19 protein-coding genes are annotated in these 18178 nt (G+C 36.3%); 7 read left to right on the top strand and 12 right to left on the bottom strand.

Annotation, left to right across the window (positions count from 1 at the left end; genetic code table 11):
- The 4 genes from ON09_RS14985 to ON09_RS14970 form a co-directional block, all read right to left on the bottom strand.
- A partial coding sequence (locus ON09_RS14985) for a hypothetical protein (RefSeq protein WP_010601881.1) occupies positions 1 to 765 on the bottom strand: 765 nt, incomplete at its 3' end.
- On the bottom strand, positions 716 to 1246 hold the full coding sequence (locus ON09_RS14980; protein ID WP_029204366.1) for a hypothetical protein: 531 nt from the start codon (positions 1244 to 1246) through the stop codon (positions 716 to 718). The genes ON09_RS14985 and ON09_RS14980, both read right to left, overlap by 50 nt.
- 46 nt (positions 1247 to 1292) lie before the next feature.
- Positions 1293 to 3128 carry a UbiD family decarboxylase gene (locus ON09_RS14975; protein ID WP_010601879.1) on the bottom strand — a complete coding sequence of 612 codons (1836 nt, stop codon included), beginning with the start codon at positions 3126 to 3128 and terminating at the stop codon, positions 1293 to 1295.
- A 105-nt stretch (positions 3129 to 3233) separates the two neighbouring features.
- Positions 3234 to 3713, bottom strand: a complete 480-nt coding sequence (locus tag ON09_RS14970; RefSeq protein WP_010601878.1) for a Dps family protein — start codon at positions 3711 to 3713, stop codon at positions 3234 to 3236.
- Between the two features lie 282 nt (positions 3714 to 3995).
- On the opposite strand from ON09_RS14970, the gene ON09_RS14965 reads away from it, so the two are divergent.
- Positions 3996 to 5516 carry a LysM peptidoglycan-binding domain-containing protein gene (locus ON09_RS14965; protein ID WP_010601877.1) on the top strand — a complete coding sequence of 507 codons (1521 nt, stop codon included), beginning with the start codon at positions 3996 to 3998 and terminating at the stop codon, positions 5514 to 5516.
- Between the two features lie 2 nt (positions 5517 to 5518).
- Complete coding sequence (locus ON09_RS14960; protein WP_029204365.1) at positions 5519 to 6163, top strand: uridine kinase family protein; 645 nt, start codon at positions 5519 to 5521, stop codon at positions 6161 to 6163.
- A gap of 43 nt (positions 6164 to 6206) precedes the next feature.
- Here the strand turns inward: ON09_RS14960 and ON09_RS14955 are convergent, their stop codons facing one another.
- The 4 genes from ON09_RS14955 to ON09_RS14935 all read right to left on the bottom strand — a co-directional run bounded on the left by ON09_RS14955 (position 6207) and on the right by ON09_RS14935 (position 11022).
- Positions 6207 to 6869, bottom strand: a complete 663-nt coding sequence (locus tag ON09_RS14955; RefSeq protein WP_010601875.1) for a CoA transferase subunit B — start codon at positions 6867 to 6869, stop codon at positions 6207 to 6209.
- Between the two features lie 48 nt (positions 6870 to 6917).
- Positions 6918 to 7622, bottom strand: a complete 705-nt coding sequence (locus tag ON09_RS14950) for a CoA transferase subunit A (protein ID WP_010601874.1) — start codon at positions 7620 to 7622, stop codon at positions 6918 to 6920.
- A 462-nt stretch (positions 7623 to 8084) separates the two neighbouring features.
- Entirely contained in the window at positions 8085 to 10463 is a 2379-nt protein-coding gene (locus tag ON09_RS14940) for an endonuclease MutS2 (protein ID WP_029204364.1), read from the bottom strand.
- 1 nt (position 10464) lies between these two features.
- Positions 10465 to 11022, bottom strand: coding sequence for a DUF4296 domain-containing protein (locus ON09_RS14935; RefSeq protein WP_010601871.1), 558 nt, complete (start codon positions 11020 to 11022; stop codon positions 10465 to 10467).
- 70 nt (positions 11023 to 11092) lie between these two features.
- On the opposite strand from ON09_RS14935, the gene ON09_RS14930 reads away from it, so the two are divergent.
- From ON09_RS14930 to ON09_RS14915, 4 genes are read left to right on the top strand one after another with little or no spacing between them, the layout of a single operon-like run.
- Positions 11093 to 11791, top strand: a complete 699-nt coding sequence (locus ON09_RS14930) for a YggS family pyridoxal phosphate-dependent enzyme (RefSeq protein ID WP_010601870.1) — start codon at positions 11093 to 11095, stop codon at positions 11789 to 11791.
- On the top strand, positions 11792 to 12259 hold the full coding sequence (locus ON09_RS14925) for a GNAT family N-acetyltransferase (protein WP_010601869.1): 468 nt from the start codon (positions 11792 to 11794) through the stop codon (positions 12257 to 12259).
- A gap of 3 nt (positions 12260 to 12262) precedes the next feature.
- Complete coding sequence (locus ON09_RS14920; RefSeq protein WP_010601868.1) at positions 12263 to 13531, top strand: aspartate kinase; 1269 nt, start codon at positions 12263 to 12265, stop codon at positions 13529 to 13531.
- An 11-nt stretch (positions 13532 to 13542) separates the two neighbouring features.
- Positions 13543 to 14727 (top strand): class I SAM-dependent methyltransferase, encoded by a 1185-nt coding sequence (locus ON09_RS14915; protein WP_010601867.1) that lies wholly within the window; start codon positions 13543 to 13545, stop codon positions 14725 to 14727.
- Between the two features lie 62 nt (positions 14728 to 14789).
- Here the strand turns inward: ON09_RS14915 and ON09_RS14910 are convergent, their stop codons facing one another.
- From ON09_RS14910 to ON09_RS14895, 4 genes are all read right to left on the bottom strand, one after another.
- Positions 14790 to 14987 carry a cold-shock protein gene (locus ON09_RS14910; protein WP_010601866.1) on the bottom strand — a complete coding sequence of 66 codons (198 nt, stop codon included), beginning with the start codon at positions 14985 to 14987 and terminating at the stop codon, positions 14790 to 14792.
- A 207-nt stretch (positions 14988 to 15194) separates the two neighbouring features.
- Complete coding sequence (locus tag ON09_RS14905; protein ID WP_010601865.1) at positions 15195 to 15830, bottom strand: peroxiredoxin; 636 nt, start codon at positions 15828 to 15830, stop codon at positions 15195 to 15197.
- Between the two features lie 157 nt (positions 15831 to 15987).
- Entirely contained in the window at positions 15988 to 17085 is a 1098-nt protein-coding gene (locus tag ON09_RS14900; protein WP_010601864.1) for a S1 family peptidase, read from the bottom strand.
- 8 nt (positions 17086 to 17093) lie between these two features.
- Positions 17094 to 17660 carry an RNA polymerase sigma factor gene (locus tag ON09_RS14895; protein WP_010601863.1) on the bottom strand — a complete coding sequence of 189 codons (567 nt, stop codon included), beginning with the start codon at positions 17658 to 17660 and terminating at the stop codon, positions 17094 to 17096.
- Between the two features lie 204 nt (positions 17661 to 17864).
- Here ON09_RS14895 and ON09_RS14890 point away from each other — a divergent pair, with 204 nt between their 5' ends.
- A complete protein-coding gene (locus ON09_RS14890) occupies positions 17865 to 18062 on the top strand; it encodes a hypothetical protein (RefSeq protein ID WP_010601862.1) in 198 nt (65 codons plus the stop codon).
- The last annotated feature ends 116 nt before the right edge of the window (positions 18063 to 18178 follow it).

Below are 18178 nucleotides of genomic sequence, written 5' to 3'. Positions count from 1 at the left end.
ACGTACACACTCTTCATTCAGAATAGTTAACGCATATAATCCTATCGGAACAGAATCGAGCTTGAACCGGATGTTTTGAATGCTGAAAGCTTTAAGCTCGAAAGCAGAATGAAGGTAAATCGTCGAAAAATCGTGAAGTACAACGTGAATGCTCGATGCCTTGTTACTTTCCAACTGAACCCGCAAATCATTATCTACGACCGAATTACGAGCCCTGAGTACTAAGCCATCAGGTAAAATAGATGGTAAATCAAACCGTTTGGCAGAATCGATGCCTGGAATTTTCACATACAGCCTTTTATTTTTATTAGGCTGAAGCATAAAGCTTCCCATGCCTACCGAGTTAGTGCTTATAGTATCTATAACTTTATCATTATCGTAAAGTACAGCACGCCCATGTATTGCATTGCCGTTTTCATCTTTAATCTCAAAACCTAATCGACAATATAACTGATCTATAAGATTGCCGCTTTCAGGATAAAAATTGATCTTATATTTCTTTGCATTCCTAACAGGAAGATTAAACGTTAAATTTCTAATACTTTTACCTTTTCTGATAGTAGCCTGAAGCAAGTTATTTTCTTCATTAATTTGATCTGCGTTATAATCGATCATAATTTCTCCAATCACATTGCTTTTTGCTTTTCCTGCATGAAGAATATTATTGCCTCTACCAATTTTATAACTTACCTCAGCCTGCTCAACAAAGCGATTATCACTTGATAATACCTTGAGCAATGCAGTTTCCCTTTTTTGTTTTTTCATCGTAGCTTTTAAAAACTGATACCTTTGGAACAAGTGGATTGATCGTAGTAGAATTTATTATGATCGGCTGCATAAATACGCCATCAAAATCGTTGTTTAATTTGATGTTGGTATTGGCCACAAAATTATAATGACCACTCTGCAGTGAATCCGGAAGGGTGAAACTGCCAAAAGCCATACCTTCTTCTATCAGAAATTTTTCTTGTAAGAGTATGGTACTATCAGCTGCGTTAACCAGTGATAAGTAAAGTGTATGAAATTGATCAGACTTTACAGCAGCTTTTAATAAATAAGCGGTAAACCAAACCTGATCATTATTGGTATACACATTTTTATCAAAATGGATAAAAAGCGTAGAGCGGTTGTGTTGTAAATGGTAGCTTTTTAAATTATCTGCAACAACATCAAAACTTTGAACTTGTGCCCTCGTAAGGTAGCCGAAAAGCATAAAGAAAGAAACAAGGATGATTTTGGGAAGCATAATTTACAGTATGCCTAAAAATCATGATTTTATTTCATTCATCCAACTAAATAATTCCGTGAAGTGGTCTTCCTGCTTTCGCCAACTGATTAATTTTCAACTCAGTTGATTGGTCTTTGATCAGTTCCGGTGCATGATGTGGTTTCTTCCTCGCATCGATAATCAATGAACCTTTACAGCCCCAATGTTTATTTATGGTAAAGTCATTAACGCCATAAATATCTGCTGCAGGATTGCTTCGGGTAAAGGTAATCCACACTAAATTATCAATATTTGCGGCAGTAAATGCTGAATCATCTGCCAACACAATCAGCGGGAAGCCAGATAAATCCTGGTCAATTAAAGAGATATTCAATAGGGCAATTTCAGCTGCCGTTTTCTCGGCACTAATATATTTATCGCACTCAATAACCAAAATACCCGGAATTGCTACGTGGTACTGATAACAGCCATCTCCCATTTTTAAGCCTTCGGGAACGGCATTCCATAAGGTTCTCTTCTTCTCTCCTGCTGCCGCAATCACAACTTTCGAGCCACTGTTCAATCCATCTCCACTATAATCTAAAGTATCGATGGTAGTATTGGTATAAAAATGAATATCTCTGGTTAAATCTAACCGTTCGAGTATGTGCGTAAGAAATTCCTGAATATGATGAGTGCTTAATTTTTCGTCATCTTCCTTTGCTGCGATAAAAACATATTTTGCCAAACTCAACTGATTTTTCCCTAAAATGTGATTGGCGATGGTAAGGATTTCTTGTGGCCTTCGCTCTTTTAAATAAGGCGTGTAACGTTCACTTCCAATAGCAAACAACAAGGGATGAACTCCTGCTGTATCAACAGCATGAACTTCTTTTAAACCATGAATTTCCTGGGGAATAGCAGAACCTGTGATCTCATGAATCAATGCACCAAAACTGGTGTCTTCCTGTGGTGGTCTGCCGACTACCGTAAACGACCAAATGGCATCCTGTTTATGATAAACATTGTGCACTTTCATCAATGGAAAAGGATGCGTTAAGCTATAGTAACCTAAATGATCACCAAAGGGCCCTTCTGGCTTATTTTCGTTTGGATAAACTGTTCCGGTGATAACGAAATCGGCATCTGCTGAAATGCAGAATCCTTCATCATCATAAAAATAGCGAAATCTCCGATCGCCCAAGGCACCGGCAAAAGTCATTTCAGATAAACCTTCAGGCAGCGGCATCACGGCCGCTAGCGGATGCGACGGAGGTCCGCCTACGAAAATACTAACCTTTAAGGGTTGCCCAACTTTATTCGCTTTAGATTGGTGAACACCAATACCCCGATGTATTTGATAATGTAAGCCAATCTCTTTGTTTTGAATATAATCGTTTCCACCAAGCTGAATACGATACATTCCCAAGTTGGCGTTTAAAATGCCTGGTTTTTCAATATCCTCAGTATATACTTGAGGCATGGTAACAAACGGACCACCATCCATTGGCCAATTTACGATTTGAGGCAATTGATCAATAGTGGTTTTCTTGAAGTTGTTCTTAGCAGAAGGCGTTTTCATGGGTAATGCCGACAAAGCAGACATGGCGGAACCTGCATACTTGAAAGGATTCTTCAATGCTTTCATCGGATCGTTTCGTAACGACACCAATTGCTGTACCTTGGGCAACGTATCTCTAAATATAAATTTCGAGCGCTCTAATGTTCCAAATAAGTTGGAAACAGCCGGAAAGGGACTACCCTTTACCTTCTCAAAAAATAATGCCGGACCTTGTTTTTCATAAACCCTTAAATGGATGGCTGCCATTTCTAAATACGGATCTACTTCTTCTTTAATCCTGATTAAATGACCATGTTTTTCGAGGTCGGAAACACATTCTGCTAAACTTTTATATGCCATGCCCAAAGATAAATAAATAGCTATTCTATAAAACTAAAAAGCCTCAGATAAACAGATTTGACAATTCATCTATTTAACTGAGGCCCGTTTAACCTACTTTTTAAATTATTTCTTTCCTGCAAATGAGCGTAACATCCAGGTATTTTTCTCCTTAAACTGCATGAAACGGTTTACCATATCATTCGATCCGTCGTCACCTGCATCAGCTGTAGCTTCAAGAATTTCCCTTTCAATTTCGATTAATTTTGACATATCATCCAAAATAGCATCAACCATATCAAGATCTTTCATCCCAATGGTATCAATCTCTTGAATTTGTGATTCTTTAATGTAATCAGCAAAACGACTATGAGGTGGTTTACCTAGTGTTAAAACACGTTCTGCTATTTCATCAATAGTTAACTGGGCATTAGTATATAGCTCTTCAAATTTAACATGAAGCGTGAAAAAATTTTGTCCTTTTATATTCCAGTGGCAACCTCTCAGTTTTTGATAGTGGATGTGGTAATTGGCCAGATAATCGTTCAAAAGATCTACTACTGGTTTTACCTCTGTTTCATTTAAGCTTATTTCCTTGGCGTCCATTTTAATAATTTTTATGTGATTTTAATGTGTACCTAACAAATCAGATTTATAAAAGTTTTAATCTAAATCTTCAGCAATACAATACCTTATTTATAAGTGCGTTTATTAAGCAATAAGAAGCCAATTTGTATCTATTACAATTTATTGTGAATGAATAACATATAGACTGATGTAAATTTTGATCCTATCATTTTTACGATCAAAGCGTTTAGAAAACTCGATATGGTTAACAATATTATTCGTATAATTGCTTCCTTTGACTAAGAAATTTATAGAAAATAAATGCACAAAATATACTTATCTGCTTTTGTTCTATTTGCTCTAAACATCGCAAATGCTAAAGCAAGCACAGGTAGAGACTCTATCGGCGTTGAAAATAATAATGGCAAGAAACTTATCGTTCATCAAATTGTAGCCAAAGACACTTATTATTCTGTTGGCAGAAGGTACAATGTATCTCCCAAAGATATTATGGCCTACAATGAGAACAAATACCTTCAGGTAGGTGTAATCATTAAAGTTCCAACAAATCTTCCATGGGGTTCTACAAATGTTACAAGTCCGGTTTCGTCATCCACTGATGGCGGTATAATTGAACATACGGTAAAGGCGAAAGAAAATTTAAACATGCTTGCCGAAAAGTATGGAACCACCATTATCGAAATTAAACGACTAAATAATTTAAGCGGAAATAACTTAAGTATTGGGCAGGTGCTAAAAATTGCTACCAAAGGCACTGTTGCTGAAACGCCAAATCCCGCTCCTGCGCAACCGACAAAGGTTGTTACGCAAACCCCTGCTCAGGAAAGTACAGTTACCGATCAGACCATGATTGAACACACTGTTGCACCTAAAGAGTTTTTGGGTAAAATAGCAGAGAAATATGGAACCACTGTTGAAGAAGTAAAAAAAGCCAATAATCTATCGAGCAATAATCTTCGAATTGGTCAGAAACTAAAAATTCCGGCTACAAAAAACATAGAAGAAAGTAAAGTAGTCAGTGTTGCTGAAGAAAAATCTGTTGAGGATAATAAACCTGTAAATGCATCTGGCACACATACCGTTTTAAGAAACGAAACTATTTTTACTGTAGCAAAGCAATATGGTGTTACAGCTTATCAGTTGCGTAAATTAAATAATTTGCCCGATAATGCCATTAGCATCGGACAGGTTTTAAAAGTACCGGGAGGTATTGTAACCGATGTTCAGGTACCGAAAGAGAAACAAGTTGAGCCCGCTGTAGAGGTGCCGGTTAATAACTCAAAAGAAGAAAGTTTCATCCATACTGTGGCAACTGGCGAAAACATTTTCAGTATCGCGAAAAAGTATAACCTTACGGCTTATCAAATCAGGTCGGCAAATAAGCTATCAGATAATTCAATTAAGGTTGATCAAAAACTAGTGATTCCAAAACCACCACAACCTAAATCTGTAAACGAAGCATCTAAAGAGGATCAGGAAAGTGAGCCGGATAGCACAATGGTAAAGGATCCAAAACTACGCCGTGACCCGAGCGTTTATGGTTTAAGCCAGATTGAAGAAAAGGGTGCTGCAGTATGGATTGCAGATGCAGACCTGGATAGCTCAAAAATGTTGGTTTTACACCGCACAGCACCTGTTGGCAGAGTGATTAAAATTACTAATCCGATGACGAACAAGACCACTTTTGCAAAGGTTGTTGGTAAATTCACTGAAAACGAATCAACAAAAGATGTTATTATTGTAATGACTAAAGCTGTGGCCGATTCATTAGGCGCTTTAGACAAACGTTTTTTCTGCAATTTAACATATAGTGCTCAATGAGTTTGAACAAAAAACCATTTATAATAGGTATTGCCGGCGGTAGCGGATCAGGTAAAACATTTTTTTTAAACTGTTTTTTACATCACTTTAAACAAGATGAGGTTACACTTGTTTCTCAGGATGATTATTACATTCCTGCAGGAGACATGACCCAGGAAGAAAATAAGTTATACAATTTCGATCTTCCCTCTACTATTGATAGCGAACAGTTTTTACGAGATATTAAACAATTGACAAGTGGTGAGGTAGTTTATAAAAAAGAATACAATTTCAATAATCCGCTTGCAGTTGTAAAAATACTGGAAATTAAATCTGCGCCCATTATTATCGTTGAAGGACTTTTCATCCTCCATTTCAAAGAAATTGCAGCCTTGCTTGATCATACCATTTTTGTTGATGCTGATGAACAGGTCGCATTAGATCGCCGGATTAAACGCGATGGCTTGGAACGTGGCTATCCTGAAGATGATGTACTTTACAAGTGGCACAATCACGTTGTGCCGGCCTACAAAGAATATTTACTTCCCTATAGGGAACAATGCCACAAGGTGATCATGAATAACACCAATGAGCCGGATGAAATAATAGCCATTACGGAGGCCATTTCAAATGACCTAAGAGATAGTATCCTGGTTGATATTCATTAACAAACATCTTAAAAGAGCGGCCATTTTATAATCGCCGCTCTTTTTACATATTCAATTTCATTTCAGGTATTTCTCCTTCTACAATTAACCTTCCAGCAGTTGATTGCTTTATAAAATCAACGCTCACGCCAGGAGCCCGCTCCAGGAGTTTAAATCCACCTTCTGGCAATACATCTAAAACAGCTAATTCGGTTACGATTTTCCTGATACATTTTACGCCGGTAAGCGGTAAAGTGCATGATGGAAGCAGCTTGCTCTCCCCTGCTTTATTTACATGTTGCATGGCTACAATGATATTTTTAGCAGATGCAACTAAATCCATTGCACCACCCATTCCCTTTACCATTTTTCCAGGGATTTTCCAATTTGCAATATCACCATTTTCAGAAACCTCCATTGCTCCTAAAATAGTAAGATCTACTTTTTGAGCTCTGATCATGCCAAAGCTCATTGCTGAATCAAAAATCGAAGATCCGGGTAAAGTGGTGATGGTTTGTTTTCCAGCGTTAATTAAATCTGCATCTTCTTCCCCTTCAAATGGAAATGGACCCATCCCTAAAAGACCGTTTTCTGATTGTAAAACTACGTTTATCCCCTTCGGAATATAATTGGCAACCAAAGTTGGAATTCCAATCCCCAGATTAACGTAATAACCGTCTTTTATTTCTTGTGCAATACGTTGCGCTATTTCTTCTTTATTAAACATAATTTGATTGATAGATTAAGATATCGGATAAATTCCGGACTAGCGACTTCAGACCTCAGACTTCCTGACCGTACGCTGCTCAATTCGCTTTTTATAATCCTTACCCTGAAAAATGCGATGAACGTAAATTCCAGGTGTATGGATATAGTCCGGATCCAATTCTCCGGCCTCAACTAGTTCTTCCACTTCAGCAATCGTGATTTTCCCAGCCATAGCCATCACCGGATTAAAATTTCTACTTGTAGAACGAAAAATCAAGTTACCGGCCGTATCTCCTTTCCAGGCTTTTACAATGGCGAAATCAGCATCAAAAGCATATTCCATTAAATAATCCTTACCATTAAAATTTCTGATTTCTTTGCCTTCAGCCACTTCTGTCCCTACGCCAGCAGGTGTAAATATTGCAGGCATTCCATATCCGGCAGCCAAACATCTTGTTGCTAAAGTACCTTGAGGGATAAGATCTACCTCAAGCTCACCACTTAATAGCTGACGCTCAAACTCAGCATTTTCACCAACGTAAGAAGAAATCATTTTTTTAACCTGACGCTGTTTCAACATCAATCCAATACCAAAGTCATCTACTCCTGCGTTGTTAGAAATGCAGGTTAAACTTTTTACGCCTTTAGTTACCAAAGCATTAATGCAGTTTTCTGGAATGCCGCAAAGTCCAAATCCACCAAGCATTAGAGTTGCTCCGTCTGAAATATCTCTGATCGCTTCTTCAGCGCCTGATACCACCTTATTTATCATTTTATGAATTATTGGTTAGTTTGCTAATTTAACAAATGCCTTTAAATTTCCGGTAGATTTAGTCTGTAAATCTCCTGGGAGTGTTATTTAATTGGAATTGTTCTAAACAACGCTTACCTTTGTGATGCAATGATTTACGAGAGAGACGACAAAACATTTATTATTCCAACCGATCCTGAATTTCAAAAGGGAATGGGATACCTTTTCAGCTGCACTGCTGAACATAAAAAATGCTGTGAAAAATTTAAGAAGGGTAAGCGTTGTAAAAATGTCCTGGAAATAAGAAAAAGTAGCCTAACTCTAAAAACTCCAAGCTTGCGTCTGCGCTTATAGATAATCCAGCCATACTCGCAACTTAACAGTATTAGCTTTTTAAATGCTAATTGCCTGGTATTGCTATTCAGTTTTATTCATTAATTAAAGTAACTATAGCACCATAAAATTATAATGCTATAGTTATTACTAGTTTAGATAAACATAAGTAATTCCATCGCCACCTCTATCGGCATGCTCATCTTCCATCCTATTCACCTGACTATATTTCCGAAGATACTCCCTGATCATTTTACGTAAAATGCCATCTCCTTTTCCATGGATAATTTTGATAGAAGGAAATCCTAACATAATCGCTTTATCCAGATATTTTTCCACCTCGAATAAAGCATCTTCTGTACGTTTGCCACGAAGATCGAGCTCGGCTCGGAAACCAGAAACGGCATCATTCATCCTGCCTGCAAAAGAACCTCCACTACTTTGAATAACCTTTTTTGCTTCTTTATTGCTAATTTTTTGAACACGGGTTTTCTTTACATTCGATCGTAAATCGCCAATGGCTAAAACCAGCTCATTGCGATTAATCTCCAACACCTGTCCGGTAGTTTCGCTGTCAGTAAATTTCACCCAATCGCCAACGCCTATTTCTCCTCCAATAACAACCTGAACCGGTTTTGGACGCTCTTTCGGAACTGTATTCTTTACCAATTCACGCTGCAAATTCTGGCGGAGTTCTTTTGTTACGATTTTATCAGCCTGCTTTTCTTTAATTTCAGCAATGGTGTTTTCAACTAATTTATTAGCATTTCTAATAATATTTTGTGCTTCTTGTTTGGCTTCTTTGATTAAAACCCTTCTGTTTTCATCCAAAAATGCCCTGAGTTTTTCATTTTCTTCAACTAGGTTTTTAGCCTTATTCTGTTGATTCGCCAAACTTACTTTTGCATCATAGATTGTTTTTTTCTCACGCTCCAGATCGACCAACATGGTATCTACACGATTTTGATTTGAACCCGTTTTTTCCTTTGCCAGTTGGATAACCTCTTTAGGCAAACCGATGTTTTGGGCAATTTCGAACGCGTAAGAACTTCCTGGCTTCCCCATTTCCAAAATATAAAGCGGCTTCATTTTAGCATTATCGAAAAGCATCGAAGCATTTTCCAAGCCAGGAGTATTGCCGGCAAACAACTTTAAATTAGAATAGTGGGTGGTTATGACACCGCGAACCTTTTTATTATTTAAAACTTCCAAAACAGCCTCCGCCATTGGTCCTCCAAACTGTGGGTCGGTTCCGGTACCAAATTCATCGATCAAAACCATCGTTTTAGGCGACGCATGTTCTACAAAATAACGCATCTTTTTCAGGTGCGCACTATAAGTACTTAAATCACTTTCAATAGATTGATCATCTCCGATATCGGCAAAAATATTTTCGAATAAGCCTACTTCACTATTTGCATCAACGGGGATTAACAAACCTGTCTGTAACATAATCTGCAATAAACCTACCGTTTTCATACATACCGATTTACCTCCGGCATTAGGGCCAGAAACCAATACCACACGAGTTTCGGCATCAATATGAATATTTAAGGGCGTTACTGTTTTCTTTTCGGAAGCGAAAGAAATTGCCAGTAATGGATGCCGGGCATTAATCAGTTTGGTTTTAGGCTCCTTAAGCAGACCAGGCATTTCTGCTTCAATATCTAAGGCAAATAAAGCTTTCGCTCGTACAAAATCTAATTTTGTTAAAAAGCCGTGATAAGAAAGTAAGAGTGGTGAATATGGCCTCAAATCATCTGTTAAGGCAATTAAAATTTTGATAATTTCTCTTCGTTTATCAAATTCCAAATCACGAAGTTTATTGTTCAGCGTAAAAACTTCCTCAGGCTCAATGTAGACGGTTTGACCGGTTGCTGATTCATCGTGAACAAAACCTTTCAACTTCCTTTTATTTTCAGCCAAAACGGGAATACACATCCGCCCATCACGAATGGTTAAACTTCCATCGGCCACCCAGTTATTTGCAATGGCTTGTTTGTAAATGGAATCCATCCGCTTACGAACATCTTGCTCAGTTTTAGAAATTGCCGAAGTGATTTCCTGTAACTCCTTCGAAGCATTTGGTTTGATTTTACCTTTCGGGTCAATGACCGTTTCTATCTTGCGAAGGATATTTTTTTCGATTGGCAAATGTTCAAATAAAGCTTCGAGTGTTGGATACACCTCCGCTCGCTCTTCAAAAAAACGCAGCACTGAAAAAACAGTTTGGAGAGAAGTGTAGACCTGAAACCACTCTTCTTCCTGAAGGTAAGTTCCTTCTACTCTGATTTTCTCTACCAGAGATTTAATATCAAAAAAGGAATTGATTTGTAACGGCTCCTGGTTTTGCAGGATACTCTTAAATTCGTTGGTTTGTCGTAAAAATTTGTCGATTTGATCAAAACGATTCATCACCTGCATCTTTTGCACCATCGCCTGCCCCATTGGGCTTAAGCAATGTTTGCTAATCAACGCTCTTATCTCTACAAATCCTAAACGTTCTAAACAATTTTCGGGATATAACATATTATTGTACTAATGTGGGCGAAGCAGTCGTGAGATTAACATTACTTCTTTTGATGTTAATCAATGAATCAGCCTTTGCCCTTTTCTTTTTAATTTGTGTAGTGGTCTTCGCCTTCGAAACAGAGTCAGTTTTCGATTTCTTTACCAGCGCAAGCGAATCTGCCTTAAAAGTTTTAATAATTTTAAGTGAATCTGCTCTAAAAGTTTTCTTTTGCCACAGAGAATCTGCTTTTTTAAGACCTGTTTTTTGTTTTTCTATTTTTCCCGAAATCGCTGTATATATTTCTTTAAGCACTTCCGGGTTGTGGTTGTAATAAATTAAGCTTTTGGCGTAGTGGGCAGAATCGGTATCATATTTTTTATAAATCCCATTATAATATGCGGCACCTAGTTTCCGGGCAGAATCCTGAACATAAATGGAAGATAAATAGCCATCAACTAAGTGAATATCGAATAAAATCCCTTCCATCCTTTCCCGGTCTATAATGCCCTCGGGTACTTTCGGTTTACATCCAAAGGCCAAAATCGCCAGTACAAACCCCCAAACTATTCTCTTCATTTTTAATTAAACATTATTTTTTTGCCCAAATTGCGGCAAGGTTGTTAATTTTACCCAAAAATAGTTATAAATGAGCATAGCTGATAATCTTAAGCGATATAAAAGCGAAGTAGAATCTGATGGAGTTAAACTGATTGCTGTTTCAAAAACACAAACTGAAGAAGCTATCCGGGAAGCTTACGACGCCGGGCAACGGATTTTTGGAGAAAACCATGTGCAGGAAATGGTCGAGAAGGAAGAAAAACTTCCCAAAGATATTGAATGGCACTTAATTGGACATCTACAAACAAACAAAGTAAAATACATTGCCCCGTTTGTAAAATTGATACATGGCGTTGACAGCTTAAAACTTTTACAGGAGATTAATAAGCAAGCGCTAAAAAACAAACGGATAATCGATTGCCTTTTACAGGTATATATTGCTGATGAAGACACGAAATTTGGCTTGGGCTATGATGAGGTAATTGAAATTTTGAGATCAGAGGAATTTCAGGAAATGAAAAATGTTAGAATTATTGGCTTAATGGGTATCGCTACCAATACCAAGAATGAGAAACAGATCACTATTGAATTTCACGAGCTCAAAGTATTTTTTGACGGTATAAAGGCCAGTTTTTTCCGCAAGGAAGATAGTTTTAAAGAGATATCAACCGGTATGAGTGCCGATTATAAAATTGCTATTGAAGAAGGCAGTACAATGGTACGTATTGGAAGCAGCATTTTTGGAAAAAGAATAATTAAACACTTTAAAAACCTTTCTGCAAACTAGATGAATTTGAATATCAGAACCGCAAAGGCAGATGATTGCCCAAGGATATTAGAGTTAATTAATGAACTTGCTGTTTACGAAAAAGCTCCTGAAGAAGTTACAGTAGATTTAAATCATTTTATTGAAGCGGGTTTTGGCCAAAATCAGGTGTGGAAGGCGTTTGTAGCAGAAGTGGATGAGCAAATTGTAGGCTTCGCATTATATTATACCCGGTATTCTACCTGGAAGGGCTGCCGATTGTATCTAGAAGATTTTATTGTTACAGAAGAAATGCGTGGCAAAGGAATTGGAAAAGTACTTTTTGAGCAGGTAATCGAAGAAGCCAAAAACGAAAAATACACAGGAATGGTGTGGCAAGTGCTCGATTGGAATCAGCCGGCGATCAATTTCTACAATAAATATAAAGCACATCTAGAAAGTGGTTGGCTTAACGCAGCACTCTCTCAAGAACAAGTTAAGGCATTTTAATATATGGATATTTTCAAATTTGGCGGCGCATCTGTTAAAGATGCCGCTGGTGTTAAAAACCTGGCTAACATTGTTCGCGATTACAAAAATGGAAATCTTTTGATCGTGATTTCTGCAATGGGAAAAATTACGAACAGACTGGAAGATTTGACTCATGCCTACCTTTCGCAAAGTGATGAAGCTCATGCTATTTTTGATGAAATTAAAAATTTTCACTTTCAGATTATCGATACACTTTTTGAGGGAAAAGCCAATCCTGTTTATGATGATGTGGCCAATACTTTTGTAGAAATTGATTGGTTAATTGAAGATGAGCCGGATAATGATGTTGATTATATTTATGACCAGATTGTTTCAATTGGCGAAGTGGTATCAACGAAGATTGTAGCCGCATGGTTGAATGAAACTGGCAGCAAATCACTTTGGGTTGATGCCAGAAATTTCATTCAAACTGACAATACTTATAAGGAAGGTAAGGTAGACTGGCTGAAGAGCAATCAAATCATCCAGCGAGATCTGGTTCCGCTTCTACATGAAAACATTATCGTTACACAAGGTTTTATAGGCGGAACAAGTGAGAACTATACCACAACTTTAGGTAGAGAGGGTTCTGATTACTCAGCGGCAATATTTGCATCTTGTTTGAATGCAGCGGCATTAACCATTTGGAAAGATGTTCCCGGCGTATTAAATGCTGATCCTAAATGGTTCGATGAAACGGAGAAAATTGCTCAGTTATCTTATCATGACGCCATTGAGCTGACTTATTATGGTGCAACAGTAATTCACCCAAAAACGATAAAACCATTACAAAACAAGGGAATTCCTTTATTTGTCCGGTCTTTTATCCAACCAGAAGGATTTGGCACAGCCATAACCAAAGAAAATAATCCACTTCCTGTCCCCTCTTTTATTTTCAAAGTTAACCAGGCATTAATCTCAATTTTCCCGAAAGATTACTCCTTTATTATTGAAGAAAATTTAAGCAAAATCTTTGAACGCTTTCATAAACATAAAATTAAAATTAACACCATGTTGAATTCTGCAATCAGCTTTTCGGTAAGTGTTGATGATCGCTCCGCTCAAATTGAAAAGTTAATTAATGATCTTTCAACAGAATTTACCATAAAATATAATAAAGGATTGGAACTAGTGACGATCAGGTATTATAATCAAAATACAATTGATCGTGTTACTGTTGATAAAGAAATTTTATTAGAAGTAAAAAGCAGACATACGTGCCAGATGGTAATGAAAAACAAAATTGCATAACATTGCTTTAGATGAATAAAAAAATTTTAGACAAGGCCGTACAAACATATATCGATTCGAACCTGAATGCTGATGTAGCGAAAATTGCGTTGTCTAAAAGCCCGTTTGAAGGCATTTCATCTGCAGAAATTGTAACACAAATTAATTCAAAAAAAAAATCTCAAAAGAAACTTCCCACTTGGTTTAAAACGGCCAGCATTTATTATCCGGCAACATTATCTATTGAGCAAACTTCTTCGGAAATTACTGCAAAATATAAATCAGAGTTAGCAAAGGGAGACTCACTAATTGACATCACTGGTGGATTTGGCGTTGATGATTACTATTTTGCAAAAAAGGTAAAAAATCTAGCTCACTGTGAGATAAATGAAGATTTATCTTACATCGCTGAGTATAATGCATCCGTTTTAGGAACCAAGAATATCAATTTTCTTCCAGTTGATGGAATAGAATACCTCCGCTCAGCTTCCGAAAATTTCGATACAATTTTCGTCGATCCGGCAAGGCGATCGGAAATTGGTAAAGTGTTTATGCTTAAAGACTGTACACCAGATGTAGCCGCTAATCTAGATATGCTTTTGACAAAAGCCAATCGCATAATTGTTAAAACCGCACCTTTGCTAGATATCAAAGCCGGATTTTCAGAATTAAAAAACGTAAGTGAAGTTCACATTGTTAGCTTGAAAAATGAATGTAAAGAATTACTATGGGTCATAGATCGTGATTTTAAGGGTATAACGAAGTTTGTAGCAGTAACCTTAAATGATGCTGAAAAACAGTTTGTATTCCGACAAGATGAAATGGATGTAAATGCAGATTATGCTAATGACATTTCAGATTCAGATTATTTGTACGAGCCAGACACAGCTTTGCTGAAATCTGGTGCTTTTAATTTAATCGGATCAAAATACGGCCTGAAAAAATTACACCCGCAAACACAATTATACACGTCGGCTATTTTTAAGCCAGAATTTGTTGGAAGAATATTTAAAATAGATGAAATCATCTCCACTGGAGTATTAAAGAAATCAACAGACTTAACGGGCAATATCATTGTAAGAAATTATCCAGCGAAACCAGAAGATCTATCCAAAAAGCATAAGATAAAGCCTGGTAAAAATCAATTTGTTATTTTTACTAAAGATAATATGGGTAATAATATTGTTTTGAAAACAACGATTCTACAATACTATTAAAAAAAAAAGCCTTTCCATAGAAAGGCCTAATTTAGGGATGATTAAAACTTATATAGTTTTCGCTAGACTTTTTTAACGTTCACTGCTTGTAAACCTTTTCTGCCTTCTGCTACTTCAAATTCAACTGCATCGTTTTCCTTTAGGCTATCAATTCCACCTAATACGTCTTTAAAATGTACAAATAAGTCTTTATTGTCTTCCTGAACAATAAATCCAAATCCTTTTTGAGTGTTAAACCATTTAACTTTTCCCGTTGCCATAAAAAAATAAAAAAATTATAAAATAAATAAACTTTTAAGCTTTGATCAGCATTTCAATCAGTCATTTTGTTATCTAAGCTAAAAAAACAACCAAATTGAGCGTTAATATTAAAACAAAACTATCAAATATAATAATTTACACATATAATACAATCCTTTTCGAACAAACCAACAATAAAGTTGCGAATTTCTTGCAAAATATTTTGATTATCTATTAGGTTGTGGTGTTGTGCGCAAATATGGATTAATTACCTTATGTCCTTTTGGAAATTTAGCTGGAATATCTTCTGTTTTAATACTATTTACTACAATCACATCCTCACCATCTTTCCAATCTGCAGGTGTAGCCACACTATAATTAGCCGTAAGCTGCAATGAATCGATCACCCTCAAAACTTCATTGAAATTTCTTCCTGTGGAAGCAGGATAAGTAATAATTAGTTTCACTTTTTTATCTGGGCTGATTACAAAAAGTGATCTAACCGTTAATGTTTCTGAAGCATTGGGATGAATCATATCATAAAGATTTGCAACAGTTTTTTCAGGGTCGGCGATGATGGGAAACTCAACGGAAGTATTTTGTGTTTCATTGATGTCGTTAATCCAGCCTTTATGAGATTCTGCAGTATCTACGCTTATAGCCAGAACTTTCACATTACGCTTTTCAAATTCATCTTTTAATGCGGCTGTGCGTCCAAGTTCTGTAGTGCAAACTGGTGTATAATCCGCAGGATGCGAAAACAAAACACCCCAGCTATCGCCCAGGTAGTCGTAAAAATCTATTTCTCCAATGGATGTATTTGCCTGAAAATTAGGGGCGATATCGCCTAGTCTTATACTCATAATATTATATTTTTATTTGATGCAAGCAAATCTAAACAATACTATACTAAATACATAGGCATTATATAATTTTTATGCCACGAAAATATTTTTATAACAAAAAACCCTGAAGAAGTTATTCAACAGGGTTTCAAGAATATTAATTTGTTTGGGTAAATTAATTAAAAGCCTTAATCATAAATACATAATCCTGAATTTTCTCAATCTGTTTTGTACGTTTTAAACCTGATAAACCACTTTTTTTATTAGCTGAAAGCTTATTTCTGCCCAGTGAATCTTGTGGTATCGCCCTCATTGCTTCTAAAATATATTTTGATTTTACTGCGAAAGCGGCACCTTCAGTCTGATCTGGTTTTCCGCTGATGATACCAACCAAGTTACCATCATTATCAAGGACAGGTCCGCCACTATTGCCAGGATTCACCGCAATGGCTACCTGATATTGTGTGGTATCGCCAACAAAGCCGTTTTTAGAACTCACATAACCCTCACCCAATACTGCGTCATCTTTCGGGTAACCCAAAGTGTACACCATTTCGCCAATACTACTGGTGTTACGCTTTATGGTGTAAGGAATAGAAGATAGATTAGCGAAATTTTTATCGCTGATTTTTAAAATTGCGATATCGTTTTGCGGATCAGTATAAGTGGCTTTAACTTTGAAAGATTCTCCCTTACTATTTTGAACATAAAGAGAATCGGCACCGTTGATAATATGATAGTTTGTTAAAATATATCCATTTGTAGAAATTGCAAAGCCGGTACCACCAATACTATTTTGCACAACAGGCTTCCCTGCAGGAGTAGCAGAATTATTGATTTTTCTAATTAAGCTATTTTGTGTTTTGATAGCCCTGTTAACCTGATTGCTCAATAACACCAATTGCTCTTTCTGCTTAGTATTATGCTGAATTGAATAAACAGAAACGAGGGATAACACCAGAAATGAGGCTGCTACTGCAATAGCTGACTTATGCTTACGCCACAACTGAATCACTTTAGAAGGATGAGGCCTTAATGTTGAAGCCAATGTTTCTACATCAATTTCAGCATGAATACTATTTAACTGATCCTTTAAACGCGACTGCGCTGCAAAAGTCTCCATAGATTCTAAAAAGAATTTATGCGAAACAACTTTATGATCTACAGACGCATCATTGCGCCTTAAGGTTTCAAAAGCTTCCGTTTCCTGCGGATTAAGTTTACCTAAAAGATAATCTTCAATAATTGCATCTAACTCCAAATCGTTTCTCATTTCAATTATTATGGTTGAAAAAATATTTTCTTTAACCGTTGCAGGCACTTGTATTTTTGTGTTTTGGCGTTATCCGTGTTGGTATAACCAAACTTTTCGCAAATATCCTGCATGGATAAATTGTGGATATAAAAATCCTGAATAATAGTTTTACAAGGCTCACCCAGATGATCTAAGGCAGATTGCATTTTAACAAACTGCAAATCTTTTTGCTCATGCTCTTCTACATCCTCTTCAACAATCAGCACATCTTCATAATCTGTAATGTTACCAGCTTTTTTACTATTGTGACTTAACTTCTTAAGCCATATCCGCCGGCAAACCGAATAAATATATGTTTTGAGCTTACTACTGAGTTCAAAATTACCCTCTTTAATTTTGTTATATAAAACTATAATCGCTTCCTGGTAAACATCCTTTGCATCATCTTCATCTCCATTATTATTGAGAATAAATTGCAAAACCATTGCGTAATAGGCCTTGTATAACTTGTTAAGCGTATCTTCTGAGTTATTTAGTATACCTAAAATAACTTCTCTATCTGTTGGAACTGAACTCTTTAAACTGTTATTCACTCGTTAATACGTTTTTCTAAAAATAGTAACCCAATATTAGATAAAAAAATATTTATAGCTGCTATCAATGGTTAATACAATCGTAAGCAAATCGGTAACCCAAAACCGCTGGAAAAAATATTTTTATTTTTTTAAAAATTGTTGGGTTACCTTTTTACCTTTGCGGCATTAACAACAAAATAAATTACTTAAAAAAATTTAAAAATGAAAAATGCATTCAAATTAGGCTTTTTAGCTTTAGCTTTATCTTTATCAGTTGTTGCTTGTAACTCAGAAAAAAAAGCTGAAGGTACAGATACTTTAGGTGCTGATACTACTATCACTGCTGATACTACTGTTAAAGCTGATACTACTGTTGCTGATACAGTTGTTAAAACTGATACTACTGTTGTTAAACACTAGTCTCTAGCTTAATAAAAATATAAAAAAGCTTCATTCCAGTAGGTTTGAAGCTTTTTTTATTTTTTTTATTTTTTTATTTTTTCGGGTTACCTTTTTAGCTTTCCTGTATTAAGAGT

The sequence above is a fragment of the Pedobacter agri PB92 genome (assembly GCF_000258495.1).
Taxonomy (GTDB): Bacteria; Bacteroidota; Bacteroidia; order Sphingobacteriales; family Sphingobacteriaceae; genus Pedobacter; species Pedobacter agri.
Note: the sequence above shows the minus strand (reverse complement) of the source record. Positions and strands in the feature narration are given on the sequence as shown.

Coding starts and splice junctions, on each gene's coding strand:
- ON09_RS14980 (WP_029204366.1), bottom strand. CDS start 1,246: ATGCTTCCCAAAATCATCCTTGTTTCTTTCTTTATGCTTTTCGGCTAC.
- ON09_RS14975 (WP_010601879.1), bottom strand. CDS start 3,128: ATGGCATATAAAAGTTTAGCAGAATGTGTTTCCGACCTCGAAAAACAT.
- ON09_RS14970 (WP_010601878.1), bottom strand. CDS start 3,713: ATGGACGCCAAGGAAATAAGCTTAAATGAAACAGAGGTAAAACCAGTA.
- ON09_RS14965 (WP_010601877.1), top strand. CDS start 3,996: ATGCACAAAATATACTTATCTGCTTTTGTTCTATTTGCTCTAAACATC.
- ON09_RS14955 (WP_010601875.1), bottom strand. CDS start 6,869: ATGTTTAATAAAGAAGAAATAGCGCAACGTATTGCACAAGAAATAAAA.
- ON09_RS14950 (WP_010601874.1), bottom strand. CDS start 7,622: ATGATAAATAAGGTGGTATCAGGCGCTGAAGAAGCGATCAGAGATATT.
- ON09_RS14940 (WP_029204364.1), bottom strand. CDS start 10,463: ATGTTATATCCCGAAAATTGTTTAGAACGTTTAGGATTTGTAGAGATA.
- ON09_RS14935 (WP_010601871.1), bottom strand. CDS start 11,022: ATGAAGAGAATAGTTTGGGGGTTTGTACTGGCGATTTTGGCCTTTGGA.
- ON09_RS14930 (WP_010601870.1), top strand. CDS start 11,093: ATGAGCATAGCTGATAATCTTAAGCGATATAAAAGCGAAGTAGAATCT.
- ON09_RS14925 (WP_010601869.1), top strand. CDS start 11,792: ATGAATTTGAATATCAGAACCGCAAAGGCAGATGATTGCCCAAGGATA.
- ON09_RS14920 (WP_010601868.1), top strand. CDS start 12,263: ATGGATATTTTCAAATTTGGCGGCGCATCTGTTAAAGATGCCGCTGGT.
- ON09_RS14915 (WP_010601867.1), top strand. CDS start 13,543: ATGAATAAAAAAATTTTAGACAAGGCCGTACAAACATATATCGATTCG.
- ON09_RS14910 (WP_010601866.1), bottom strand. CDS start 14,987: ATGGCAACGGGAAAAGTTAAATGGTTTAACACTCAAAAAGGATTTGGA.
- ON09_RS14905 (WP_010601865.1), bottom strand. CDS start 15,830: ATGAGTATAAGACTAGGCGATATCGCCCCTAATTTTCAGGCAAATACA.
- ON09_RS14900 (WP_010601864.1), bottom strand. CDS start 17,085: ATGAGAAACGATTTGGAGTTAGATGCAATTATTGAAGATTATCTTTTA.
- ON09_RS14890 (WP_010601862.1), top strand. CDS start 17,865: ATGAAAAATGCATTCAAATTAGGCTTTTTAGCTTTAGCTTTATCTTTA.